At 43.4% G+C, this 24,635-nt stretch carries 31 protein-coding genes; 18 read left to right on the top strand and 13 right to left on the bottom strand.

What is annotated here, in order from left to right; genetic code table 11:
- Positions 1-55: 55 nt before the first annotated feature.
- Positions 56-562, bottom strand: coding sequence for a GNAT family N-acetyltransferase (locus tag E4663_RS10200; RefSeq protein WP_135327477.1), 507 nt, complete (start codon positions 560-562; stop codon positions 56-58).
- Between the two features lie 111 nt (positions 563-673).
- Between E4663_RS10200 and E4663_RS10195 the strand changes: the two genes are divergently transcribed.
- Positions 674-1,228, top strand: coding sequence for a sugar O-acetyltransferase (locus E4663_RS10195; RefSeq protein ID WP_135327476.1), 555 nt, complete (start codon positions 674-676; stop codon positions 1,226-1,228).
- A 91-nt stretch (positions 1,229-1,319) separates the two neighbouring features.
- On the top strand, positions 1,320-2,075 hold the full coding sequence (gene map, locus E4663_RS10190; RefSeq protein WP_135327475.1) for a type I methionyl aminopeptidase: 756 nt from the start codon (positions 1,320-1,322) through the stop codon (positions 2,073-2,075).
- Between the two features lie 162 nt (positions 2,076-2,237).
- Here map and E4663_RS10185 read toward each other — a convergent pair whose 3' ends face one another.
- The 3 genes from E4663_RS10185 to E4663_RS10175 form a co-directional block, all read right to left on the bottom strand.
- On the bottom strand, positions 2,238-2,435 hold the full coding sequence (locus E4663_RS10185) for a cold-shock protein (protein WP_079480743.1): 198 nt from the start codon (positions 2,433-2,435) through the stop codon (positions 2,238-2,240).
- A 199-nt stretch (positions 2,436-2,634) separates the two neighbouring features.
- Positions 2,635-3,492 carry a hypothetical protein gene (locus E4663_RS10180; RefSeq protein WP_079480742.1) on the bottom strand — a complete coding sequence of 286 codons (858 nt, stop codon included), beginning with the start codon at positions 3,490-3,492 and terminating at the stop codon, positions 2,635-2,637.
- Positions 3,485-4,336, bottom strand: coding sequence for an alpha/beta fold hydrolase (locus E4663_RS10175; protein ID WP_135327474.1), 852 nt, complete (start codon positions 4,334-4,336; stop codon positions 3,485-3,487). The genes E4663_RS10180 and E4663_RS10175 overlap by 8 nt, the downstream gene beginning before the upstream one ends.
- A gap of 96 nt (positions 4,337-4,432) precedes the next feature.
- Here E4663_RS10175 and E4663_RS10170 point away from each other — a divergent pair, with 96 nt between their 5' ends.
- Positions 4,433-5,194, top strand: coding sequence for a cobalamin-binding protein (locus tag E4663_RS10170; protein WP_135327473.1), 762 nt, complete (start codon positions 4,433-4,435; stop codon positions 5,192-5,194).
- Here the strand turns inward: E4663_RS10170 and E4663_RS10165 are convergent.
- The gene (locus tag E4663_RS10165) at positions 5,191-6,024 is read right to left on the bottom strand and encodes an MBL fold metallo-hydrolase (protein WP_135327472.1); all 834 of its coding nucleotides are present in this window, start codon (positions 6,022-6,024) and stop codon (positions 5,191-5,193) included. The genes E4663_RS10170 and E4663_RS10165 overlap by 4 nt on opposite strands.
- A gap of 91 nt (positions 6,025-6,115) precedes the next feature.
- Entirely contained in the window at positions 6,116-7,519 is a 1,404-nt protein-coding gene (gene nhaC, locus E4663_RS10160) for a Na+/H+ antiporter NhaC (protein ID WP_135327471.1), read from the bottom strand.
- A gap of 398 nt (positions 7,520-7,917) precedes the next feature.
- On the opposite strand from nhaC, the gene E4663_RS10155 reads away from it, so the two are divergent.
- The 4 genes from E4663_RS10155 (at position 7,918) to E4663_RS10140 (ending at position 10,185) form a co-directional block, all read left to right on the top strand.
- Positions 7,918-8,655 carry an AzlC family ABC transporter permease gene (locus tag E4663_RS10155; RefSeq protein ID WP_079480737.1) on the top strand — a complete coding sequence of 246 codons (738 nt, stop codon included), beginning with the start codon at positions 7,918-7,920 and terminating at the stop codon, positions 8,653-8,655.
- Complete coding sequence (locus E4663_RS10150; protein ID WP_079480736.1) at positions 8,652-8,945, top strand: AzlD domain-containing protein; 294 nt, start codon at positions 8,652-8,654, stop codon at positions 8,943-8,945. Before E4663_RS10155 ends, E4663_RS10150 begins: the two co-directional genes overlap by 4 nt.
- 66 nt (positions 8,946-9,011) lie before the next feature.
- Entirely contained in the window at positions 9,012-9,470 is a 459-nt protein-coding gene (locus tag E4663_RS19775) for a hypothetical protein (RefSeq protein ID WP_158290472.1), read from the top strand.
- A 181-nt stretch (positions 9,471-9,651) separates the two neighbouring features.
- Positions 9,652-10,185, top strand: coding sequence for a GNAT family N-acetyltransferase (locus E4663_RS10140; RefSeq protein WP_079480734.1), 534 nt, complete (start codon positions 9,652-9,654; stop codon positions 10,183-10,185).
- A 40-nt stretch (positions 10,186-10,225) separates the two neighbouring features.
- Here the strand turns inward: E4663_RS10140 and E4663_RS10135 are convergent, their stop codons facing one another.
- Positions 10,226-11,101, bottom strand: coding sequence for a cation diffusion facilitator family transporter (locus E4663_RS10135; protein ID WP_135327469.1), 876 nt, complete (start codon positions 11,099-11,101; stop codon positions 10,226-10,228).
- Positions 11,102-11,433: 332 nt separating this feature from the next.
- On the opposite strand from E4663_RS10135, the gene wrbA reads away from it, so the two are divergent.
- The 3 genes from wrbA (at position 11,434) to E4663_RS10120 (ending at position 13,496) form a co-directional block, all read left to right on the top strand.
- Positions 11,434-12,039, top strand: coding sequence for an NAD(P)H:quinone oxidoreductase (gene wrbA / locus E4663_RS10130; RefSeq protein WP_079480732.1), 606 nt, complete (start codon positions 11,434-11,436; stop codon positions 12,037-12,039).
- A gap of 242 nt (positions 12,040-12,281) precedes the next feature.
- On the top strand, positions 12,282-12,524 hold the full coding sequence (locus E4663_RS10125; protein WP_079480731.1) for an IDEAL domain-containing protein: 243 nt from the start codon (positions 12,282-12,284) through the stop codon (positions 12,522-12,524).
- Positions 12,525-12,728: 204 nt separating this feature from the next.
- Complete coding sequence (locus E4663_RS10120) at positions 12,729-13,496, top strand: M15 family metallopeptidase (protein ID WP_241657147.1); 768 nt, start codon at positions 12,729-12,731, stop codon at positions 13,494-13,496.
- Positions 13,497-13,538: 42 nt separating this feature from the next.
- Here the strand turns inward: E4663_RS10120 and E4663_RS10115 are convergent, their stop codons facing one another.
- Entirely contained in the window at positions 13,539-14,156 is a 618-nt protein-coding gene (locus E4663_RS10115; RefSeq protein WP_135327467.1) for an NAD(P)-dependent oxidoreductase, read from the bottom strand.
- Between the two features lie 96 nt (positions 14,157-14,252).
- On the opposite strand from E4663_RS10115, the gene E4663_RS10110 reads away from it, so the two are divergent.
- Complete coding sequence (locus E4663_RS10110; protein WP_079480728.1) at positions 14,253-15,551, top strand: MFS transporter; 1,299 nt, start codon at positions 14,253-14,255, stop codon at positions 15,549-15,551.
- On the opposite strand, the gene E4663_RS10105 is transcribed toward E4663_RS10110, so the two are convergent.
- Positions 15,552-16,469, bottom strand: a complete 918-nt coding sequence (locus tag E4663_RS10105) for a zinc dependent phospholipase C family protein (protein ID WP_241657146.1) — start codon at positions 16,467-16,469, stop codon at positions 15,552-15,554.
- 299 nt (positions 16,470-16,768) lie between these two features.
- On the opposite strand from E4663_RS10105, the gene fumC reads away from it, so the two are divergent.
- From fumC to E4663_RS10090, 3 genes are all read left to right on the top strand, one after another.
- Positions 16,769-18,157: a class II fumarate hydratase gene (gene fumC, locus E4663_RS10100; protein ID WP_135327465.1), complete on the top strand. Its 1,389-nt coding sequence runs from the start codon at positions 16,769-16,771 to the stop codon at positions 18,155-18,157.
- A 123-nt stretch (positions 18,158-18,280) separates the two neighbouring features.
- A complete protein-coding gene (locus E4663_RS10095; protein ID WP_079480725.1) occupies positions 18,281-18,493 on the top strand; it encodes an alpha/beta-type small acid-soluble spore protein in 213 nt (70 codons plus the stop codon).
- A gap of 69 nt (positions 18,494-18,562) precedes the next feature.
- The gene (locus E4663_RS10090) at positions 18,563-18,799 is read left to right on the top strand and encodes a hypothetical protein (RefSeq protein WP_079480724.1); all 237 of its coding nucleotides are present in this window, start codon (positions 18,563-18,565) and stop codon (positions 18,797-18,799) included.
- 77 nt (positions 18,800-18,876) lie between these two features.
- On the opposite strand, the gene E4663_RS10085 is transcribed toward E4663_RS10090, so the two are convergent.
- The gene (locus E4663_RS10085) at positions 18,877-19,974 is read right to left on the bottom strand and encodes an ABC transporter ATP-binding protein (protein WP_079480723.1); all 1,098 of its coding nucleotides are present in this window, start codon (positions 19,972-19,974) and stop codon (positions 18,877-18,879) included.
- 125 nt (positions 19,975-20,099) lie between these two features.
- Positions 20,100-21,002, bottom strand: coding sequence for a PucR family transcriptional regulator (locus E4663_RS10080; protein ID WP_135327464.1), 903 nt, complete (start codon positions 21,000-21,002; stop codon positions 20,100-20,102).
- A gap of 128 nt (positions 21,003-21,130) precedes the next feature.
- Here E4663_RS10080 and E4663_RS10075 point away from each other — a divergent pair, with 128 nt between their 5' ends.
- A complete protein-coding gene (locus E4663_RS10075; protein WP_135327463.1) occupies positions 21,131-21,412 on the top strand; it encodes a metal-sensitive transcriptional regulator in 282 nt (93 codons plus the stop codon).
- Positions 21,413-21,505: 93 nt separating this feature from the next.
- Here E4663_RS10075 and E4663_RS19960 read toward each other — a convergent pair whose 3' ends face one another.
- On the bottom strand, positions 21,506-21,667 hold the full coding sequence (locus E4663_RS19960) for a hypothetical protein (RefSeq protein WP_168927336.1): 162 nt from the start codon (positions 21,665-21,667) through the stop codon (positions 21,506-21,508).
- Positions 21,668-21,802: 135 nt separating this feature from the next.
- Here E4663_RS19960 and E4663_RS10070 point away from each other — a divergent pair, with 135 nt between their 5' ends.
- The 3 genes from E4663_RS10070 (at position 21,803) to E4663_RS10060 (ending at position 24,306) form a co-directional block, all read left to right on the top strand.
- Positions 21,803-22,939: a DUF445 domain-containing protein gene (locus tag E4663_RS10070; RefSeq protein WP_135327462.1), complete on the top strand. Its 1,137-nt coding sequence runs from the start codon at positions 21,803-21,805 to the stop codon at positions 22,937-22,939.
- 82 nt (positions 22,940-23,021) lie between these two features.
- Entirely contained in the window at positions 23,022-23,381 is a 360-nt protein-coding gene (locus E4663_RS10065; protein ID WP_079480719.1) for a YlbF/YmcA family competence regulator, read from the top strand.
- Positions 23,382-23,535: 154 nt separating this feature from the next.
- Positions 23,536-24,306 (top strand): enoyl-CoA hydratase, encoded by a 771-nt coding sequence (locus tag E4663_RS10060; RefSeq protein WP_135327461.1) that lies wholly within the window; start codon positions 23,536-23,538, stop codon positions 24,304-24,306.
- A 45-nt stretch (positions 24,307-24,351) separates the two neighbouring features.
- On the opposite strand, the gene E4663_RS10055 is transcribed toward E4663_RS10060, so the two are convergent.
- Positions 24,352-24,537 carry a YhzD family protein gene (locus E4663_RS10055; RefSeq protein ID WP_135327460.1) on the bottom strand — a complete coding sequence of 62 codons (186 nt, stop codon included), beginning with the start codon at positions 24,535-24,537 and terminating at the stop codon, positions 24,352-24,354.
- Positions 24,538-24,635: the final 98 nt, after the last annotated feature.

The raw sequence follows: 24,635 nt of genomic DNA, 5'->3' as shown, positions 1-24,635 counted from the left end.
ACACCCTTTACTTAGATACTCTTTCTACCTATACGGAAATGCCAGGGGTCACGTTTCAGGTTTCCAGGAACAACACCATGTGATCTTCATCCAAATATCGCTCCGGTAGTTTGATGGCCTTTCTCTCAATACCATATGATTGGAAGCCGACCTTTTGATACAATTGTTTGGCTGGAGTATTCTCGGTAACAACACTCAAGCGCAATTGTTCCAGTCCGAAAGCCCTTGCTGAGCGTATGAGTTCATCTAACAATTGCACGGCTCCTCCTTTTCTTCTTGATGAGGGCGAGATATACATTGCTAGAACATCTCCTTTATGAGAGAACTTCGGGTGCGTCTGTTTCATCAAAGTAACGATCCCGCATAGCTTTTCTTCAGAGAATAATCCGAACGTTCTTGAGATGTTGGAGTCCAGTCTTTCTGCAATTGTCTTCAATGGATTCGGGCGCTGCTTTTCCTGTTCATAAGTCGTAATAAATGAATCTGGGTTCGTTAATAATGCTTCTAGGCGTAATTCATAATAAGCTTCTGCATCTTGTCCGTTTAATTCGCGTGTCTGCACGACAATACTCTCCCTACTATTCCAGGCATATGCTCTGTTTGATTACATTCAGACTAGCTAAAAAGTATGGTAAAGTAAAGGAAAGTAATGCTTGGGAATGAAGGTGACGAAATGACAGAAAAGGAAAAGATGTTAGCAGGAGAACTATATGCCTCTTGGGATAATGAATTGGTTCATGAACGTTCACGGGCAAGACAGATTACTTACGACTTGAATCGAACAAAAGATACAGAAACGCACTATCGTGAGCAATTGGTTACTAGCTTGTTCGGCAGTATTGAAGGGGATTATTCTCTGGAGCCGCCTTTTTACTGCGATTATGGATACAACATCCACGTCGGTGATGGTTTTTATGCCAATTTCAATTGTGTCTTCCTTGATGTTTGTAAGATTACCATTGGGAAGAGAGTGATGATGGGCCCTGGTGTACAGCTTTACACAGCAACTCACCCTATGGACCGGGACACGAGAGCGAGTGGTCTTGAGCTCGGTAGACCTATTACAATTGGTGATGATGTCTGGATCGGCGGAGGCGCGATCATTAATCCCGGAGTAACCATAGGTGACAACGTCGTGATCGGCTCAGGTGCTGTCGTAACCAAAGATGTTCCATCCGATGTATTTGTCGGTGGAAACCCAGCTAAAGTCATTAGATCAGTAGAATAAGTCTCCACGGTGGTCGAACGCCGTTTTTTTCGTTATCATACAAAAGGATGCTTGCATATACGTATAAGAACTAACAGGAAGGATTGGGTATATGATTAGACGTAAAAGTAAACGCGAAATAGAAAAAATGCATGAAGCGGGAAAACTTCTTGCTAGTGTACACAAACAACTGCGCACCTTTATCAAGCCTGGTGTAACGACGATGGAAATTGAGAACTTTGTTGAGAAGTATCTAGCAGAGCGCGGTGCAACGGGAGAGCAGAAGGGGTATCAAGGGTATGAGTTTACAACGTGTGCTTCTATTAATGATGAAGTTTGTCACGGCTTCCCGAGAAAAGAACAGTTAGAAGAAGGCGATATCGTAACGATTGATATGGTTGTAAACTTAGATGGCTTCTTAGCAGATTCTGCATGGACTCATGCAGTAGGTGAAATTAGCGATGAAGCACAGAAGTTGATGGACGTAACAAAAACGTCTCTATATAAAGGAATCGAAGCGGCAACAGTCGGTAACCGTATTGGTGACATCGGCCATGCGATCCAATCGTATGCAGAAGGAGAAGGGTACTCTGTTGTTCGTGACTTTACTGGACACGGTATCGGGTACGGTATTCACGAAGATCCTTATATCCCTCACTTCGGTCAAGCTGGCAAAGGCGCCCGTTTGAAAGATGGTATGGTCATTACGATCGAACCGATGATCAACATTGGAAAGTATATGACTCAGATGGATGAAAACAACTGGACAGCGCGTACGGTCGATGGTTCCTTGTCCGCTCAATATGAGCATACAATTGCCATCACGAAGGACGGTCCGTTGATTCTGACAGAACAAGATGAAGAGTAAATAAAGGAAGAGAGCCGCATAAGGCTCTCTTTTTTTTGTGGATGAGCAAGCGTTCAACGCTGCCTTTGTGGTGTCAGTAGTGAGAGTTTGTATGTAGGGGGGTTACAGCCTTAATCAAAGCATAAAAAAAGATCCCCATAAAGGGGATCTTCTTAAGCAAACTTATTTTGTAACGTTTGCTGCTTGTGGTCCACGCTGTCCTTCTTCGATTTCGAAAGATACAACTTGACCTTCTTCAAGAGTTTTGAAACCTTCTTCTTGAATAGCGGAGAAGTGTACGAAGACGTCGTCTTGACCTTCTACTTCAATAAATCCGAAACCTTTTTCTGCGTTAAACCATTTTACTGTACCTTCAACCATGTACAATTACCTCCTGCGTGGATCTAGATCCACATTGTATTACTATTCTTGCTCTTCAAAGTTCCATCAAGACGACATCTTACGAAACATCTTCTCTTGCATGAATCTGATCGAACAACAATAATTTAAATTCATTATAACAGACTGCCCAAATCAATGATAGCCCTGTAGTGAAAAAAGTTCATTTTCTTATTCTTTGTTACTCTTGCGGCTGTGGGGAGTAGGCACTATCAAGCAGATTGAATAAAGACTCCTCGACATATGCATCCACATCTTTCGCGTTCAATGTAATGAGCTCTTTTAAGGTAACACCTTGATTGAGTAGATATTGAACTAGGTTCCAGCCCGTGAAATTGGCTTCCTTTTCGAAACCGGAAGCGCCTGTTCCCTTAGTGAAAGAGTATAGAGCCTCATAATCTGTTCTGTTCAGATGGGGCAGGATGTTGATCATAATCCGGTTGGGCTCACGCGTACAGGCATCGTTTTTGAAATAGGAAAATGCATCATTACGCTTTTCGTCACCTAGGATTTGGTGCGCCGTATGTAGCGCGATTCCTTCTTGGAAAATCAACTGTGCAAGTGTACGGGTGTGACTTGGTGCCATGCCGGATTGTGTGCAGTTTACCACTCGGGTGAGTTCTTGAGTCAACCTGAAATCCGTCGCTTCAAGCTCCACGGGGAAACAAATGATGTATTCATCGCCCTCTATCACGATAAAAGGATCTGTTTCAAATGCTGCTACAAAGAATAGAATCGATGCATGGACATCATCTGGGATAGAGGTCAGGCTTTTGATTTCCTCCAGGCGCATGTGCCATTGTTCAGCATCCGTATCGAAATACTTAATTTTATCATAAGCGATCGGGTAATGTTTCCAACCATGCTCTAACATCTCTTGAGCAAGTTGGTACTTCTTGTAACCAGGAGGGACGTGTGGAAAGTTATAATGTTGAATCCATAGTTCTAACCGACGGGTCAAGTCTGCCTGTTCAATGGATGCTTGATCGTAAAAGGATAGGAATCGATCTAACACTTGGGTGCATTTCAAATCATCCATGATGAGCCTCCTTCGCTGATGGTTGGGTTAAGAAGTTCAGACGTTTGTTCCAGACATTTTTGGCATCATTTCCAATCCAGATGAGGTGACTGTCAGCATCTACTTCAACTATTTGTGCGTGAGGTATCTTGGACTTAAGGAGCAGGGCATTTGTATATGGGACACTTTTATCTTTCTTTGAATACATACCTAAAACAGGCACTTTTATTTGGGTCATATCACCTATGGTGTGCGTGAGGTCTAGTCCAAAACCGTTCTCGGATTGAGAACTCATTAGCATATCGTAAATGAACCTACGGTCGTTAGGGGTCAGTTCGTTCAAGAAGTCGTCCACATTCTCAGTTGTCATCTCCGATAAGACCTGCTTCATGACGAACTCCGGAAACAATTTCATTGCGGTATGGATGCCGCCCCAAACGGCTCGTTCGGCTTGCCCGAAAAGGATTTTCGCTTTTCGTATTTGTTTCGCATCCCATGGTGACACTAACGCAGCCTCTAGAATCAGTTTGTCCACTCTTTCAGGGTGATGGGCAACGAACGAGACGCCAGTCGGTCCTGCTGCCGAAACCGCAATGACACTTACTTTTTTTATGTTCAGGTGGTCCAATACTTCTGCAATGGTATCTGCGAACTCATCTGGAGTTCTTCCTGCTTCCGCTTCGGTATAGTCATATCCGGGTCTTGATATAGTCAATAACGAATACCCTTCATAAATCAGACTACTATGTGATAGGTCTGTTTCGCGGGTGCAATGTCCACCCTTAAGTAGTAAGATAGCGGGACCGATCCCTTTATAAGAGAACTCAACGATTCCTTTTGATGTGTCCAGGAGAGTTGAGGCCATCGAACTCATCTCCTCTCGCTTTTTTTCTTACTTCAAATATAAGCTATAATGGATGAAAATGAAACATCAGATTATTTTGAAAAAGGGAGTGAAGATATGAGGATTGTGTCGATTTGTCCGAGCAATACTGAAATTGTCGCCTATCTACAGAGAACGTCCATGTTGGTTGGTGTCGACAACTATTCTGATTTTCCTGAAGAGGTGAAGGATTTACCGAAAGTAGGCCCAGACCTTTCTATCGATATGGACGCAGTGGAGGACCTTAAGCCCGATCTTGTACTCGCATCGCTCTCAGTACCTGGTATGGAGGAGAACATCAAGGAACTAGAAAAAAGAGGTTTACCATATATAATATTGGACCCTAATCGATTGGATGAGATTGCTGATGACATTGAACGGGTCGGAGAAGCGATCGGAGAGCAAGATTGGGGAAAAGCGAAAGCACGCCAATTCTTAGATGAAATAGAGACTTATAGACAAAGTGGGTTACGCAATGATTCCCCGCCTTCCCTCTATTGGGAGTGGTGGCCGAAACCTATTTTCACCCCGGGCAAGGCAAATTGGCTCACTGAAATCAGTGAGCTTGCAGGAGCGTACAATATATTCTCAGATTGGGAACAAGCGAATGTTCAGACCACTTGGGAAGAAGTGAAAGAACGCAACCCTGATCATATCTGCATGGTTTGGGTGGGGGTGAAGGAGGAGAAGATGAACCCTGAGCATGTCCGAAAGCGCCCGGGCTGGTCAGACCTTACTGCAGTGCAGCAAAATCGGATTCATGTTTTGGAGGAATCCCTTTTCTGCCGCCCCAGCCCGAGACTTTTGGAAGGGTTGAAAAGATTAAAAGCCATCCTTTAATGGAGTTTGTTTTGGTGCTTCGGTACCGCTAACTCTTTGAAATTGGCTGCGAGCTCTTGCAACTGTTCTGCGAGTAATTCACCTTCCATGGGTAACCCATGGCCAGTTATAACAACACTCGGTTGCAGGTGAGATATCTTTTTAACGGATTTTTCAGCTTCTTCCCAATTTTGTGTGAAGTAAGCGGGAGGCCCATGTACATGCTGATGTTGAACGAAAACAGCCATGCTCGACTCCTGCTTCACTGTTATAATAGCGTCTCCTGCGATAAGTGTCCGATCATTTTGGCGAAATAAAGAAATATGGCCAGGTGTATGGCCTGGTGTATGATAGATCGTCCAGTCATTCAGGAAAGGGAGACCTCCTTCTGTTGGAAGGGGCTGAATATATTTGCCCAGGCGGACGGGTTTAGTCGGAAAGAACGGCGACAGGATTGAAAATAACCCTCCTCCGACGGTAGCGTCTCCGACTGGGTAGTCCTCCTTTCCTGTTACGTAGTCCATTTCCATCGGGTGGATATAAATTGGCACGTCCCAGTGGTCAGCCAGTTTTTCTGCTGATCCTACATGATCGAAGTGCCCATGTGTCAAGACAATTGCCTTCGGTGGGTGATTACCGAATCGCTTTTCAGCGGCCTCTATGATTCGCTTAGCATAATGGCCGATTCCGCAATCAACTAATACCCAATCTGCTTGGCCTTGCTTACCGATGAATACTACATTAGAAATGAGTGTTCGATAAAAGGCTACATCTTCAAGAATCTGCTCTGATTCCGCATGTGACATATGCCATGTTTCATTATGGTCTTCATGATGCTCATGTTTATCCATTATTTTCACCTACCTATTTGTAGTGTGAGTCGATCCACAGGTTCTATACTTGAATCAAAAAAAGAACCACTCAAATGAGTGGTTCTTTGGGTTATTGGGCTACTTTTGTAGACTCTACTGCTTTTGGTGTCAACGTTTTTCCCGTTATTCCAAATAAAATCGTTAATACAGGGCTTAGTAAACAGAAGAATGCGAACGGCAAATATTCTAGAACAGATACTCCAAGGACATTGGCAAGGAAGACACCACAGACGCTCCATGGTACCAGTGGGTTGATGACGGTTCCTGCGTCTTCTAATGTCCTCGATAAATTCTTTCTGGCAAGTCCAGCTCTTTCGTAAGCATCTTGATATGCTTCACCTGTTAGTAGAATCGATAAATATTGTTCCCCGATCGCAATGTTGATGCCGATTGCCGTGAATGCTGTGGAGAGTGTCACAGAGCGTGGAGACTGCAAGGATTCCTGTACACGCTCTAATATTGCAGGAATTACTCCAGTTTTGAAAAACAGCCCTCCTAGGGACAAGGCAAGAACGACAAGGGAAACGGTGAACAACATTCCATTCATCCCTCCACGAGTCAACAGACTGTTTACTGCCTCGCTGTTTGTCGTTGCTTCATACCCGTTGAACCATGTCGTCCAAAGGGCTGACCATTCCATGATCCCTCTGAATCCTGCGAGCAGGGTGGCTATCAGACTGCTTGCAGCTATAGAAAGGAACGCAGGGCGCTTTGCTACCGTAGAAGCTACGAGAATAGCTAAGGGGATCCACGAACTCCAATGCATAAGTCCAGTTTGATCCAATCCTGCTTGGAAGTTCGCCAGCTGTTCTGAACCTCCTTGCTGCTGTGGGGACAACAAAACAAATAAAACAAAGGAAAGGATGAATGCCGGGATGGTCGTCCACGACATGTTTTTAATGTGATCGAACAAATCGACTTTCACGACGGTGGATGCTAAGTTTGTCGTGTCCGAAAGGGGTGACATTTTGTCCCCGAAAAATGCTCCTGAAACAATGGCTCCAGCCGTCATAGCCAATGATACATCTAAAGACTGTGCAACTCCTATGAAAGCTACTCCGACAGTAGCTGCAGTTGTAAAGGAACTACCCATTGCAACTCCGACAATGGCTGTTACAGCGAATGCAATGGCAAGGAACCATGGCCCTCCCGCAAGAGAAAATGCAGCATCCATCAGTACAGGGATAGTTCCACTTGCCATCCAGCTGGCAATGAGGATCCCGATTACAAAGAAGAGTAAGATGGCACCCATTCCGGTCTGGGCACCCTGTACCATCCCATTTTGTAACTCCTTAAATGGCATTCTCTTTATCAACCCGTATGTCAACATGACAAGGATAGCCAAAAGGATCGGTACATGAGGTGGGACGTCTTGTACACCGATGATAAAGTAACTGATGATACCAACTGACACTACTAATAACAGAATCGCTTCTGTCAGGTTAGGTAAAGACTTTGGTCTTAAATGAAACATCGAAATTCCCCCTAATAAATAGTAAAACTCCGCCCCTTAAGAAGTAAGGGACGAAGTTCGCACTCCGCGGTACCACCCTGATTGGTAGATTTACAACCTACCCACTCATTCGGCTGTATCAAGGACATAGGAATCCTGTAATTCGATAGGAAGATGACCTGAGTTTCCATCTGCCACTCAGTTTCTGGCTGCTGTCTGTCTTCTATCTACTTCGGGATTCATGATACAAATAATATATTTTGTTGCTTAAACGCTTTTAAGTGATGAAGTATCTTCATGTTAAATGACGGACTTCTGACTGTCAATAGAATAATGGATGAAATTCGATGAAAATAACTTCCAACCGAGCTGTTATATTGTGTATAATAGTGGCAATTTGAGAGAGGAGGGGAGTAAGCATGGAGTCGCAAGTACTGCAACATAAAGAACAAAGCGGCCGTAGGTCGATGATCCGAAGAGGAATAATGGCGGGATTACCAATTATGCTCGGTTATCTCCCCGTCGCCCTTACATATGGAGTGCTTGCTAGTCAGACAGGGATGACTATTTCAGAAATTACGTGGATGAGTGTACTTGTGTTCGCAGGGGCTGCCCAATTCCTGGCTGTAGGTATGATTGCCGCAGGGACTGGGTTGATAGAAATGATTATCGCAACATTTGTACTTAACTTCAGGCATTTTGTCATGAGTCTCTCTTTTGTAAATAGACTCCGTTCCATTGCATTTAGAGCGAAGCTTCCTTTGACACTCGGGTTAACCGACGAAACATTTACTGTATCCGCCCTTTATCGAAAAGAGGCAAAAGAAGAATTCGGTTCCTACTTTTATGCTTCATTGATGCTCACTGCTTATCTTTCTTGGGTTGGTGGGTCTTTAGTGGGCGGGTTACTTGGCGATGTCATGCCTGAAAGTTTAAGTGAGAGTATGGGAGTTGCATTGTACGCAATGTTCATCGGACTTCTTATCCCATCTGTAAAAGGAAACTGGAGGATTGCATGTATTGCCTTATTGGCAATGGGCGTAAATGTATTATGCCAGTCCTTTGGATTGAATCAAGGCTGGTCGATTGTGGTAGGCACTCTAATTGGAGGAGCAAGTGGGATTTGGTTATTGGATAGCGAGGAGGAGAAAGCATGATTGTATGGTTGATTATCGGAATGGCAATCGTAACAGCTGTTCCCCGTTTCCTGCCTGTATTCATCGTTGATTGGGTATCGTTTCCTAAATGGGTGGATCGTTGGTTGAATGCAATTCCTTATGCAGCTTTAGGGGCTTTGATTGTTCCAGGGATTCTCAATGTTAAGCCTGACGCACCTCAAATAGGTATCATTGCCGGACTCGTTGGAGTATTACTTGCTTGGTTAAATGTCCATATTATTGGAGTAGTACTCGGAGCCATTGCCACTGTCTTTCTTTTGACATTGTAATCACATGAGCCCAGCTTTGGCATATCGTATAGAGACAATTCTGAGACGAGAAAGGAATGGATCTCTATGTACCGACAACAACCTCCTTTCGGGCCATTTTTTGGTGGCCTGTTAGGACCAGGGCAGGGCGGTTTCTTCCCCGGTGGACCAGGTGGACCTGGAGCACCATTTGGAACTGGAGGACCGAACCAACCTCCGCAAGGACCTCCATTCGGGGGAGGCGGACCAGGCGGACCAGGTGGACCAGGTGGGCCAGGTGGTCCAGGGGGACAACTGCCCCCACCACCTCCAACACCACCACAGGGTGCACAAGGCCCAAGTTTATATGCAGTCGATCCGGGTTCATTTGGAGGATGCTTATACCGATACACGTGGGTTAGATTAGAAAATGGCAGCTCTTTCTGGTTTTATCCAACGTTTATCGGGCGTACATCTGTAGCTGGGTATCGATGGCTCCGCAGAAGACAGACGTGGGTTTATACAGGTCTAGATACAAGGCAGATTTCCAGGTTCCAATGCCAATAAATAGATGGGTTGAAGCACTCTCTGAATAGGGAGTGCTTTATTCGTTTATGGGGAACATATTTTGAAGAATACACTATCCTTTTGAACGGGGAAAACAGGTGGCAAAGTGTTTTGCATGACCATAACAAGAAAATTTCTGGTAAAATAAAAAAGACAGAAGAATCAGAAAGGGAGATGCACGATGCCCAAAGTCAGAGTAGCTAAATTTGAAGATGCAGAGAAAATAGCAAACATCCACGTGCGAAGTTGGAAGTCTACATATAAAGATCTCCTTGATGAACGAGATGTTAGCAACAGTAACGTCGAGAACCGTATTGCGCTATGGGAGACTGTTTTAAGAAAACCTGTTAATGGCCAAATTGCCTATGTGGTAGAAAATGACGAAGGGGAGCCGGTCGGTTTTGTATCTGGTGGGAAAGAGCGCACAAAAAATTATGGGTTCGATGGAGAAATATATGCCATTTACCTGTTAGAAGAGTACCAAAGGCAAGGGTATGGCAGCATCATGCTCCAAACGTTTGCTCATGCAATGAAAGAGGCGGGGTATGAGTCTTTACTCGTGTGGGTACTTACTAAAAACCCTTCAAGTCACTTCTACTCTAAGTTGGGTGCCCATCCAGTCGAAGCAGAACAGGTGACGATAGGTCAGGGGACGTATGAAGAAACGGCGTTCGGCTGGAAAGAGATCGATCATTTATTAAAGCATTTCTCCTGAAAAATAAGGCATCGTTTCTACCGACGGTAGAAACGATGCCTTACTCGTCTTCATCATATGGTTCGATATGGATGTGAGCATAAAAGATGCGATGTTTCACTTCTAATTTATCTTCTAGTTCATCAGTAATGATATGACCCTGTTTTATGGTCATATCAGGATCCACGTGAATGATGGCGTCAACGAGGGTCCTATTCCCTTGAAGACGGGCTTTGACATCTCTTACAGCAAGTACATCGGGGTGCTCTCCGATTGTTTGTCTGATCCTTTCGAGTCGGTCTTCATCAAATCCATCGGTCAAACTGTGACTTGCGGTTGAGAATATGTCCCAGGCTGTCTTGCATATAATCAGCCCTACAATGAACCCAGCCAGTGGATCAAGCCATACAAACCCGAGTTGAGACCCGAAAATTCCGACAGCGGCACCAATACTGACAAGAGCATCGGACTTGTTATCCTGCGCAGCCGCCATCAGAGCTTGACTATCGACTTTTTTGGATAGATTAAGGTTGTATCGATACACACCAAACATCACAATTGCAGCGGCTATCGCAGTCCACGCTGTAAGGAGTGCTGGCTCACTGTTCGATGGGGTGAGTATATCTTGAACAGTTCCAATCAGAACTTCTATTCCAACAGTCATCATAATGAAAGCAGCGACAAGTGAGGCGATCGTTTCCGCACGGAAATGACCATAATGGTGGTCCTCGTCTGGTGGTTTGCGGGAAATTTTCAGCCCGATCAACACTGCTACGGACGCAACTACATCGGTGGTGTTGTTTAGACCGTCTGCTCGAAGCGCTTCAGAATTTCCAATGGAAGCGATCAAGATTTTGGCCGTTGCCAGAATCAAATAGGCAATGATACTGACCCAAGCCCCTTTTTCTCCTTGTTTGAGGTTGTGGTAATCACTCATGAATAATTCTCCTTCGGACAGTTCGGATTAAGCTTGTAATAGCTTACCAAAGCACTCTGCGTTGAGTCTAGAGAAAAAAAGCTTTCCTTGTGCAGACAGCTTGCACCTGGCTAGGATGTTTGCCTATAGCAAACAAAGGGCTACAGCTATAGGTTCTCCGAGCACGACACGAGGAATTCTCTCAGGTTTGTAAAAGTAATGAAAAAAATATCTCGAATTCCGAACTCTTTAGTTTGAAGTTTCCTTTGAGTGGGTATATACTACAAGTGAATCAGCCATCCATTTTCGTCCATAATACGAAATGGAACTGGATATTAAAGGAGAGATGTCATATGGCAAATGTAAAATTAGCAGTCGTTTATTACAGTTCAACAGGAACAAACTATCAATTAGCCCAGTGGGCAGAAGAACAAGGTAAAGAAGCCGGTGCAGAAGTGAAGCTTGTCCGTATTCCAGAGCTTGCACCAATGGAAGCAATTGAACAGAACCCTCAATGGAAAGAGCATTACTTAGCAACAAAAGATTCTGTGCCTGAAGCAACAATCAACGATCTGGATTGGGCAGATGCTGTGATTTTCAGTATTCCAACACGTTTCGGGAACGTTCCGGGACAAGTGAAACAGTTCATGGACCAGGCGGGCGGTCTTTGGTTCCAAGGCAAGCTGGTTAATAAGGTTGTCAGTGCGATGACTTCCGCACAGAACGTACATGGCGGTCAGGAATCTACCCTTCTGAACTTCTATACGACTATGTTCCACTGGGGTGCAATTATTGCTGCACCTGGATACACGGATGATGCTGTATTCGCTACAGGCGGAAATCCATACGGAACGAGCGTAAGTGTGGATGGAGAAGGAAATATGAAAGAAGACGTAGAAGCTGGTGTCCGTCACCAAGTGAATCGTACAGTAGATGTAGCGAAAAGATTTATTAATTAATTGGCAAAAGCACCCTCTAATGGGTGCTTTTTTTACATCTGAATTACACTAACTGTCTTGTTATAAATAATTTGATAGAAGAAATTTAGGCCTCTATTAAGTGATAAATCCTATCGTGGATAGGGTTCTAGAGGTTTACATACTATATAAAGCGGGAAATATATTACTAAATATTCAGATAACTTATTGCGAAAACGTTAAAAATGCTTCATAATGAAAAAAAGCATGAAGGGGGTATTCTCATGAGAAAGCAAAAAGTAGTTTATGTTCTTCGCCGCGACCCCGAATACAAAGGTAAAATGGTAACTGCAAAAAGAGAATTGTCCTTTGGTATCCAATTGGCATCACGTCTATTCATAGATCAAATGACTTTTGCCTTTAACAAAGAGAGATTAGATAAACAAATCAATGAAGCGATCGATAGTGGAGATCGTGATGAATTCAATAGGTTGAGTGTCGAGTATCAACCATATACTTGGGAATAACACATAGAGGACCGCATCCATTGCGGTCCTTTTTTTGTTCTATCCGCTATTAGCAAGGATTCCAGTCAGTATTCATGTCTTAGCTACGATAGAAAGGTATTTTCAGAAGAACTACAGAGGTATGGGTAAGAATCTAGGTCATATACAACTTCTGTTTCGAAGTGTTATAGTGAAATGGACAACATGTACAGGAAGGTAATGACAATGAAGAAATATTTAGTGGTAGCAGCCACGGTAGTAACTTTGTCAGCGTGTTCCGTTAGCACAGCTGAAAAACCAGAAAAAACATCGGAAGCAACTCCTGTCAGCCAAAAGGCTCCTAAGGAAAGAGATGTTGCTGCATACGTAGAAAAACAACCAATCGAAAAAATGACAGAAGACGGACTGACCATTGTCCATAATCCAGAGAGTATCGAAGTGGTCGTCAACAAACAAAGAACGTTGCCAGAGGGCTATACGCCAGATGACTTAGTCGTTCCAGACGTAGCATTCTATTTTGATCAGTTCCTTCCAAAGAAACAAATGCGAAAAGAGGCAGCTGGCGCACTGGAAACATTGTTCGCTGCAGCCGAAAAAGATGGACAGAAAATAGTAGCTGCTTCTGGTTACAGATCTTATGAACGCCAGAAGACGATCTTCAATAACTATGTAGAGGTGTATGGGGAAGAAGAGACGAAAACGTTCTCTGCTGTGCCGGGAACGAGTGAGCACCAGACAGGGCTTGCTATGGACGTTACTTCCCGCGAGATGTCTTATGAGTTGGATCAATCTTTCCGTCAAACGACGGAAGGAAAGTGGCTTGCCGAACATGCCTACGAGTATGGCTTTGTTATTCGCTACCCAAAGGGGAAAGATGATATAACTGGTTACACCTACGAACCATGGCATCTTCGCTATGTAGGAAAAGAAAAGGCACTTGAGATCCATAAGCAAAGCATGACACTCGAAGAGTTTTTCGGGTACATGCCATAAAGCCATTACACGGAGAGGAATTCCTCTCCGTGTTTTCTTTTATCAATAACATATACCTACTCTAGATTGATTAAATCGATTCTTTAGTAGTTCCTCGTAGGCGAATTGGGCGGTATCGCCGACTGTAATCTTCCTTCCGCCTTCGGGTAAGTGGTTTTGTTCGAAGCGGATATTTCCTTCTTCCTCACCATCAGGAAGGTAAGTGGGGCAGACGATCGTCCAGTCATGCTTGCTTTTCTCTAAGTAGCGAAAAGCTTTGGCATGCTCTTCTGCTGCGAATGTCGATTTTCTCTTCGACTCATTCGTTTGAAAGCGGAATTTTCCATTCTCATTTCTACTATCTAAGATTCCGGCAGTTCCGATCGTGACGATACGAGAAATGTTCTCCTTCTCCATCGCCTTGATCATATAAGGAATGGCAACGGATAGAGTGTCACTCTTATCTGTATTCAAACCACTGAATACGACGTCACACCCTTTGATGGTTTCGTAGACGTCTTTTTCTTTCTTGGCATCTCCATAGACCAATTCCACTTTTCCTTCTGCTAGATGATCCTGTGGTCTTCTTACAAGCGCTCTAACTTCATGACCATCTTCTATTGCCTTTTGCAAAACCTGTTGACCTACACGCCCGCTTGCTCCAAATATAGCTATTTTCATTCCATCACCTCAAAAAGTTTGTAAAATTTCATCCGTTTTCCATCAAATGTCTGAATATTTTGCTATTCTAAATATAAAAGATGAGGGGGTTCCTCGATGAAAAAGAAGCCTGTAATCAGCTGGATGCTATATGACTTTGGGAATTCTGCTTTTGCCACAACAATGATGGCTGCTGTTCTGCCCATCTTCTATTATGACGTAGCGGCTCAAGGAGTCAAAGAATCGCTTGCCGCCAGCTATTGGGGATATTCCCAGTCAATCGCCGTCTTAATCGTTGCGTTATTGGCACCGATTTTAGGCGCGATTAGTGACTACTCTGCAGCCAAGAAGAAGTTTCTGATGTTCTTCGCTTTCATGGGTATGATTGCTAGTGTCTTATTCGCTTTTGTTAACACAGGGGATTACTTATTCGCTTCTCTTCTGTTGATTATCGGCACGATCGGCTTCTCGGGTGGGAATGTATTTTACGATGCATTTTTGCCGGAAGTAGCGGATGAATCTAATATAGATTCCGTTTCGGCGAAAGGCTTTGCCTTCGGTTACATTGGTGGTGGTATCTTACTCGCCATCAACTTACTTATGATTTTGAAATACGAATGGTTCGGTCTCACAGACAGCCTTGCCGGTACGCACTTAGCGTTTATTTCGGTAGGGATTTGGTGGTTCATATTTACTATTCCACTTATCAAAAATGTCGTGGAAGAGAAGAAACAGCAGCCGGAAAGAACGAAGTCGTATGCAGTGATTGGATTTTCAAGATTAGCTAGAACAGTGAAAGAATTGAAGCTATATAAACAGCTGCTAGTATTTTTAGTAGCTTTTTGGCTCTATAATGATGGCATATCTACGATTATCAAAATGGCGACTATATATGGGCGTGATATCGGCATAGATAGCAATTCCCTCATTATTGCTTTATTGATCACTCAATTCGTCGGCATTCCATTTGCTTTTTTATTCGGATGGTTGGCTGGCAAAATAACAGCAAAAAGGGCTCTGATGCTTGCGTTATTTGCTTATTTAGTCATCGTTGTGTTCGGGTACTTTATGAGTTCTGCCTTGCATTTTTATATACTGGCAATCTGTGTGGGAATGGTGCAAGGTGGGGCGCAGGCGCTTAGCCGTTCCTTATTTGGACGAATGGTACCTGCTGATCGTCATGCAGAATTTTTCGGGTTTTACGGCATTTCCGCGAAGTTTTCTGCCATTTTCGGACCCTTTGCTTTTGCATTGGTCGGACAAATGACTGGTTCCAGTCGATTAGGAATCTTATCGTTGGTGTTTTTCTTCATCGTAGGAATTATTCTCTTATGGTTTGTAGATGTAGATAAAGGTGTGGAAGAGGCAAAACAAACGACCGACCCTTCCCAAGAGCCAGTCGTTTATAAATCCTGATTATACAATTGGTGAGCTGTACAAGTTGGTTTGATTCTCTTCGAGTGGTCGTCCAGTGTCATAAGAAATATTACCGATTTTCACTTCAATCGCTTTTAAAAGTTCTTGAGAAGGAGTGGACCAGTAGTGCAGAATGTCTGTGAAAAGGTCTGCTCCTTTTTTTGCAGCTGATTCATACAGTTCGAGAAATGAATCAGCTGATGGATCGTTCGTGGCGGAATGGTGCCATGTAGCTTTCGTTTCGTTCAAGTAGTCCCTATTATCCTGTAGAGGTTGATGGGAAAAGGAAGAGACGAATGCTCCCAAGAATTTATTTTTCCAGTACCATGGATCGAATAATAGCTTCTGAGCTAGATACATGTCCTTGTAGGATCGCTTCGTGATTTTCTTCGCACGATCCGTGGACCAGTCTGAATAATGCTCCACGATGAGATCAGACAGGAAATGGCTGATGGAATCTATTGCGTCTGGCTTGAGTTCTTTATGGACGGGAATTTTCCATGTCTTCATATTTCGGACCCTCTGCATCATGAGCGTATCGATCGCTACTTCGAGTTCTTGGTGTTTATTTCCTTCGTATCCAGAGTGGTAATGAATATAAGGATGTGTAACACGGTCTAGGTAATGGTGGCTTACAAACCCGAGAATATAGGCTTGGATGGTATTCTTCTCTTCTTTCCCGCGCTCGATCATATCTGTTAAGAAAGGCCCGCACTGTTGGGTATGTAACTGCATTCCCAATGCTTCACCATCCCCAGCTGAAAGGAACGGAAGGAATCGGTGATAAAAGAAAGGGTCTGGACCTTGTGCGCCGATATGTAAGGCGAGAGAGGAGGTCTCAAGGAGGTCTTTTCTTTCTATCCTTTCGCAAAGCTGATCCACAAACAGGATGTGTGTCCATGTATTCGGCAATTCCATCACCTCGTGTTTTTCTTTTACATAACCAAAAGAGCCTGACGAAGTCAAGCTCTTTACGGTCACCTTTTATACCCATTTGAAAAGTAAAGCAACACCAGCAATGACGCTTGTCCGACGATCCTCCCTTCCTCGGATTCGTATTGCTGTATCTGCCTCCTTTCGTTTGATATTCATACTATACACCATAATCTGAAAAATGTAAATAATCAGATAAATTTGCCGAAAAAGGTATGTAGTGATTGTTCAAAAGATTCTTGATACAATGAAAACGAACACGGGAAAATTGAAGGAGGATTTATATGGACTATCGAGTGGAAAAAGATACGATTGGTGAAATAAAAGTTCCAAGTGAAAAATATTGGGGAGCACAAACGCAGCGTAGTAAACAGAACTTCCCGATTGGCGATGAAAAAATGCCGAAAGAAGTCATTGAAGGCTTCGCCATTTTGAAAAAAAGTGCAGCGGGAGCGAACTTTGAACTTGGTCTTCTTGAAGAGAAAAAAGCGGATGCGATTGAATATGCAGCCGATCAAATCTTGACTGGTACATTAGAAGAGCATTTTCCATTAGTAGTATGGCAAACAGGAAGCGGTACCCAGTCCAATATGAACGTCAATGAAGTGATGGCTTATGTCGGAAATCAATGGCTGGAAGAGCAAGGATCGGAATTGCGTCTTCACCCGAACGACGATGTCAACAAATCTCAAAGCTCTAATGATACTTATCCGACAGCGATGCATATCGCCTCTGTCCGGAAGGTTGAGGATGTAGTAATCCCTGCATTAACTCAATTGAAAAATACCTTACAAGAAAAAATGGAAGCGTTTAACGACATCGTGAAGATTGGTCGTACGCATTTACAAGATGCGACACCACTTACCCTTGGTCAAGAAGTTAGCGGATGGCACAGGATGCTTGTGAAAACGGAAGCGATGCTTCAGGAAAGTACAACGTATGTGAAAGAACTGGCTATAGGCGGCACGGCAGTCGGGACAGGCTTGAATGCCCACCAAGACTTTTCTGAGAAAGTAGTAACGAAAATCAACGAGGTGACGGAGAAGAATTTCCTTTCTGCTCCGAATAAATTCCATGCATTGACTTCTCATGACGAACTGGTACACGTGCATGGTGCTCTGAAAGCATTGGCTGCTGATTTGATGAAGATTGCAAACGACGTGCGCTGGCTTGCCAGTGGTCCGCGTTGTGGTATTGGTGAAATTACGATTCCTGCTAATGAACCAGGAAGCTCCATTATGCCAGGTAAAGTAAACCCGACACAGAGCGAAGCTGTCACCATGGTTGCGGCACAAGTAATGGGAAATGATGCGACGATCGGTTTCGCAGCAAGTCAAGGGAACTTTGAGTTGAATGTATTCAAACCCGTAATCGCTTATAATTTCCTTCAATCCGCTCAGCTGCTCGCTGACAGTATGCTATCCTTCGATGAGCGTTGTGTAAGTGGAATGGAGCCGAACCATGAACAAATTGAAAAGTATTTAACGGATTCACTTATGCTGGTAACAGCGCTCAATCCGCATATCGGATACGAGAATGCTGCTAAAATCGCTAAGACAGCATTTGAAAAAGACCAAACATTAAAAGAAACAGCTGTTGAATTAGGGCATTTAACTGCAGAACAATTCGATGAATACGTTGATCCGAAAGCGATGACGAAGCCAAATTCATAAAGAAAATAGCCTTTTTTCTTTGTAATAGAGCCACTTGTGCCAAATAACCATTAATTGGATATGATTTTTTTATCATAATTTCTCACCACCCGACCCATACTACGGTTACAGGAGGTGAGACACATGGCTAACAACAACAGTTCAAACGAGCTAGTAGTACCTGGCGTACAACAAGCTCTAGACCAAATGAAATACGAAATCGCACAAGAATTCGGTGTAAGTCTTGGTGCTGATACTACAGCTCGCGCTAACGGTTCTGTAGGTGGAGAAATCACTAAGCGTCTTGTCCAAATGGCTGAGCAACAATTCGGCGGACAAAAACCTTACCAAAAGTAATTAAATACGTGTGATGGAAGAGGAAGGGTGCGCCCTTCCTCTTTATTTTTTGTTAAGGTGGTTAGTTTTATGAAGGAATGTGGGATGTGCAATGGTTGGCTAGAGGAGAAGAAGCCATGTCCCAGGTGCGATGGAACAATGTATGACAAGGGAAGAGTAACGGATTTCCTGGATGAATACAGCCCATATCTTGATGCAAAGTACACTGATTTGGTGGACGGGGATAAAGATTCTTCCAATACTGATGAATGTGTGCATATGTTTGTGTGTAATAAATGTGGCTTCCAAGATATACAAGCGAAATAAAAGAAGAAGAGCACGGCCCACTAAACCGTGCTCTTCTTGTATCGTATGGTCAAAAGGGGGAGACCAGAGATATAGACTTATCGGATACGTTGTTCCGTATCTTTATCAAAGAAGTGTACTTTGTTCATATCAATCGCAAGATCGATTTGCTCGCCGCCTTTAATATCGGAACGGGAATCAACACGAGCGATGAATTCTTGATCGTTCAATTTACTATATAGGTAGGATTCAGATCCCATCAATTCAGCCACTTCAATATCGGCTGTGATTTTTTTGTCTTGGTTGGCATCAATAAATACCGGTTCATCGTGCATATCTTCTGGGCGCACTCCTAGAACAATATCTTTACCGATGTAGTTCTGCTCGCGAAGGGGCTTCATTTTCCCTTCTGGAACAGCAATCTTGATATCACCTAGTTCAATATGACCTTCTCCAAGCTTTCCGTTAAGGAAGTTCATAGCAGGGGATCCGATGAAACCGCCTACGAAGATATTTTCAGGTTTGTCATACACATCTTTAGGTGCTCCGACTTGCTGGATGATACCGTCTTTCATAACGACCAGGCGGGTAGCCATCGTCATAGCCTCTGTTTGGTCGTGGGTAACATAGATCGTTGTCGTTTGAAGACGCTGGTGAAGCTTTTGAATTTCGGCACGCATTTGTACACGAAGTTTCGCATCCAAGTTAGAGAGCGGCTCGTCCATCAAGAATACTTTAGCGTCACGTACAATCGCACGCCCAAGAGCAACACGCTGCCTTTGACCACCGGATAGTGCCTTCGGTTTACGGTCTAAAAGAGCTTCTAATCCAAGAATGTTCGCTGCGTTTTTAACGCGGCGCTCAATCTCTGATTTATCCATTTTACGAAGCTTCAAGCCGAATGCCATATTGTCATAAACGTTCATGTGTGGATAAAGTGCGTAGTTTTGGAATACCATCGCAATGTCGCGGTCTTTAGGTGCTACGTCATTCATACGTTTATCATCGATTAAGAAATCACCATCTGTAATTTCTTCTAGCCCTGCGATCATGCGGAGCGTCGTCGATTTACCGCAACCAGACGGACCTACGAATACGATGAATTCTTTGTCTTTAATGTGAAGATTGAAGTCATCTACCGCTTTTACTTTTTTGTCATAGACTTTGTCGATATTGTTCAGCACTAATTCTGCCATTTGTATTCCCCCAAGTTTTTTGAAATCGTTTTCTTAACTAGTTACAAGTCTATATGATGGCGCTTTCACGGTAAATAGACAAAATGCACAAAGATCTCTGTAAGTCTTTGTGCATCCTGTCTGTTTTATTCCGCTTGTCGGTCTTCTAACTGTAGTAGAGCAAGATAGACCATCATTGCCTCATCAAATCTCTTCACATCAAACCCTGTTTTCTCAATGAACTTATCTACTCGATACTGTAGACTGTTGCGGTGCATATATAATCGTTTAGCTGCTAACGTGGCATTGGAACCTGATTCAAGGAACACCTTGATGGTATGGAGGAGATCAGATTCGTCTCCCACTTCTTGTACCATCCTGCGCTGGATCTGTTTTTTGTGAGAGGCAGGAAGTGCGTCTATGTAGACGTAAGGTAGAGTATCTTTGTGGCTGGCTACATGGGAGACGCGGTACTTAGCTGCAATTTCCATATTATATGAAGCCCATTCAAACAGTTCTGGCGCCTCTTCGATCGAAGAGCTCATATCACTTATATAGAAGCGGATTTTCGTGTAAAAGTCACTCATGATCACGTCAATCATTTCATGGAACGAGATGCTCTCTTGGTCTGGTGAGAGGAATTCTTCTATAATGAAGCCGTTGTGATCGTCTTCAAAGAAAATCGGCATCCGTTCAGGGAAAAGAGATTGAAACGCTTCGTGGAAAGACTCTTTTTGAATAGGTAGTTCTGATATATGAAAGAAGACAAAACGATAGTGCAAAGGCCGCTTCTCTGGATATACATCAGACTTCCCTTTAACATAGTAATACCATGTCCGCTCGCGCTCTGTGCCCCATAAGTAGTCCAAATGGATAGGAGATAGGAAAAGGGACAATAATTTGTTATCTTTATCATCTACTTCTTCTTTAAGGATAGCGATGCTCTCATTTTCTTCCGTCTGAAACCAATAATAGTTCTCCGGATGAGCACATTCATCAGGATTTAATAACAAGAGGGAGGGGTAGATTGTCTGTAACTGGCTGATCATAAACAATTATCTTCCTTTTTGATGAGATATTTACTATTATTAGTATACATAGGTAAGTATGTATTCGCTAGCACCTGTATGTTCAGGATTTCTATAGAGATGTAAACAAAGGATTAGGAGGGATTACTGTGGATCATGTAAAAGAAAAAAGCCTTTACGGTCAAGAGACGAAAAACCGGTTGAAACGAATCGAAGGACAAGTAAGAGGCGTGCTTAAGATGATGGAAGAAGAGAAAGATTGTAAGGACGTCATCACCCAGCTTTCTGCTGCGCGCTCTGCAATGGATCGTGCGATGGGATATATTGTGGCAAGAAACCTTGAGGAATGTATTCGTGAGGCCCAGCAAGAAGGTGGATCCGCTGAAGAACTGATCAATGAAGCAGTTCAAATGATCGTGAAAAGTCGATAAGAATTGTAAAGGTATGGAGCGGCTGCTTCATACTTTTTTTGTGGGAATCAGAAGGGACAAGAGGCTGGGTTGATCAACCTCTTGTCATATTCTTTATTCTTGCTCCGGAATTTCATGGGCTTCTTCGATTTGTTCTCTTCCATATACAGGTTTCACAGTGCCACCAGCCATACCTTCATTGATCATACGATCCACGTCCAACTCGTACTTGTCTTTTCCTTCTGGGGCTGGGTTTTTTCTACCTTTCTTCTCCATAGTGTTCACCTCCTTGTTTATAGAGTGTCCTCCATTTAAAAACGCATGATTCGTTCTTGAGAAATTTGCTGGTGTTGGCGCTTGAGAGAAATATCCATTATACTTGGGTACAGCATTAGGAAAGAGGTTTAACGCATGAATACATTTCTACTTTTAATTATGATGGTGGTCATCGGAGCTGCTATCGGGGGCGTAACCAACTCATTAGCAATTAAAATGCTTTTTCGCCCTTATAAAGCCATATATATCGGGAAATTAAAGCTGCCATTCACTCCAGGTCTTATTCCAAAGCGACAAGAAGAACTGGCTAAACAGCTCGGACGGATGGTCGTGGAGCATTTATTGACCGCGGATGGATTGAGAAGGAAGTTGGAGAGACCTGTTTTTCAACAACAAATGACTTCATGGGCTCAAAAAGAAGTCGAAAAGTTGATGGATCGTGAATTCACATTGCATGAACTGTTAAAGGAATTCGGTATGAATGTCACAGCGGAAGACCTTGAACAGAATGTCGCCACATGGGTGGAGAGTCGTTACCATTCGGTGATGGACCGATATAGGGAATCTCCGCTAGAAGATGTTCTTTCTGAAGAGTGGAGGATTAAATTAGTACAAGGTACAGGGCAGGCTGCTGCTCTTATCCAGAATCGAACGACGGAATACTTTCAGAGCTCTGAAGGTAGGCGTAAAGTGACGGACCTTATCGAAAACTACTTAGATAACCAAGGGTTTCTTGGCAATATGATCTCTTCTTTCCTTGGATCTGATGGATTAACGGAACGTCTTTATCCAGCCATTCTTAAATATGCTCAAAAAGAAGAAACGAGGCAGTGGCTGGAAGAAATGTTGAGCGTCGAAGTCGAGAAGATGCTTAAGCAGCCTTTCGGTTTTTACGAAGAAAAGGTCGGATCGGAATTAGTCGGTAATATTCTCGGACAGACGATAGCCAAGTCCCTTCCTTTTGAACCATGGTTGGAAAGGACAATGAAAGAATGGACGAATCCTTACAGAGAAATAGTGATCGAACGTCTTACGCCGATGCTTGTCGAAAAGTTCTCTCACTTGCTTTCTGAGAGGATAGAGGGTCTAATGGAATCCATGCATCTATCTGAGATTGTCCAAGAGGAAGTACAGGCATTTCAATTGGATCGGCTAGAAGAAATGGTCCTTGGAATCTCAAGAAGAGAGTTCAAAATGATCACTTATTTAGGGGCACTACTTGGAGGAGCAATCGGGCTTTTGCAAGGTCTTTTGGTTCTTTTCCTCGGATAATGGGCTTTCCTATACAGAACCTCCCCAAGTTTGTTATAGTGGTGAAGGAGTCAAAGAACGAAACTTAGGAGGTACTTTATTTATGGCTAATATTTATGATCATGCATATGATTTAGAGAAAGCAATTCGAAATAGTGAAGAGTTTAACGGTTTGAAAGAAGCATACGAAGCCGTTATGAATGATGAAGCTGCGAAGAAGATGTTCGACGATTTCCGTCAAACTCAAATGACGCTTCAACAGAAACAAATGCAAGGGGAAGAGATTTCTGAAGAGGAAGTAGAACAAGCTCGTAAAGTTGTAGAACTTGTTCAACAACACCCACAAATCTCTACATTGATGGAGCAGGAACAACGTCTGAACCAAGTAATCAATGACGTTAGCCGTATCATCACGAAGCCTCTTGAAGAGCTTTATGGTAACCCAGAAGAACCACAACAATAATGTAAGAATGAAAGCCACCTTTCGAGGTGGCTTTTTTTGTCCCTGATTCATTACAATGGTCCTTCTCCTAAAAAAAACATGTCGACAATTGGAAGGACTCTTCCGTCCAGTCGTCGAATTATGTTAGAAAAGCGTTTACAAAAGGGGTAGGAATATGAGTTTCTTTAAAGTGGAAGAGAAGGCTAATGTCATTCATCTCATTCTGAATCGTGGAGATAAATATAATGCGCTTCACGTGGACATGTTGAGTGAATTTGCAGATGTTGTAAAACGTGTGAGCGAAATGCCCGGGCAAATTGTTATTTTGTCAGGGGAAGGACCTGGATTTTGCGCAGGTGGAGATCTTGCCATGATGAAGGAAACAGGGGATGAAAAGAAGTACCATCAAGTAATGAATGATATCGAAGCGATAGTGAAGACGCTCTATACGCTGCCGAAACTTGTTATATCAGCTGTACATGGTTCAGCTGTTGGACTGGGTTTAAGCATTGCTTTGGCTTCTGATTATGTGATGGCTGAGGCGGATGCGAGTGTATCGATGAATTTCATTGGCATCGGGCTTGCACCGGATGGAGGTGGGCACTTTTGGCTGGAGCAGCGATTGGGAACCCATCAAGCGAAGCAATTTGCCTGGAACGGTCAGCAATTATCGGCTAAAGAAGCATATGATGTGAAGCTGATCGACCTTGTGGTGCAAGGCAATGTTCGAGAAGCTGCCGAACAATTGGCAATGGAATGGAGTCATCGCCCAGTTCAGTCTATGGTAGCAACCAAAAACATTTACCATCAACATGGTCTAGAGCTTTTAGAGCGTTATTTGGCCGAGGAAAGAGAGAACCAGTGGCAGCTCAGGAACAGTCATGATCACCAAGAGGGTGTGCAAGCCTTCCTTGAAAAGAGGAAGCCTTCTTTCCGAGGAAATTAATAGATGCCCCCAAGCGTCGCTTGGGGGCATTGTTTTATCCTTCTATTAGCGATGGAAAAGGACAAGGTGGCCGTTCGGAGCGACACAGCGGTGGGTATGCTCGTGATACCCATGCTCCACCAATTTCTTTTGTCCAATGTCTTTAGCAGCATCGTCATTCTCTGCTTCAAATGTTTCATCCAACACATTCTTCCCATCTTTTTCAAAAGCTGTAAGATAATAAGTCTTCACACTAGTTCCCTCCTGAATAGGTGTTCATTCTTAATAAATTCTCGGTGTTTGTCGATATTCCTGCTAGAACGATAACTTTTTCATAAAAGTGAAACATA

It is taken from the genome of Halobacillus salinus, from assembly GCF_004684905.1.
GTDB classification, from domain to species: domain Bacteria; phylum Bacillota; class Bacilli; order Bacillales; family Halobacillaceae; genus Halobacillus; species Halobacillus salinus.
This window is presented reverse-complemented; position numbering and strand designations above follow the sequence as displayed.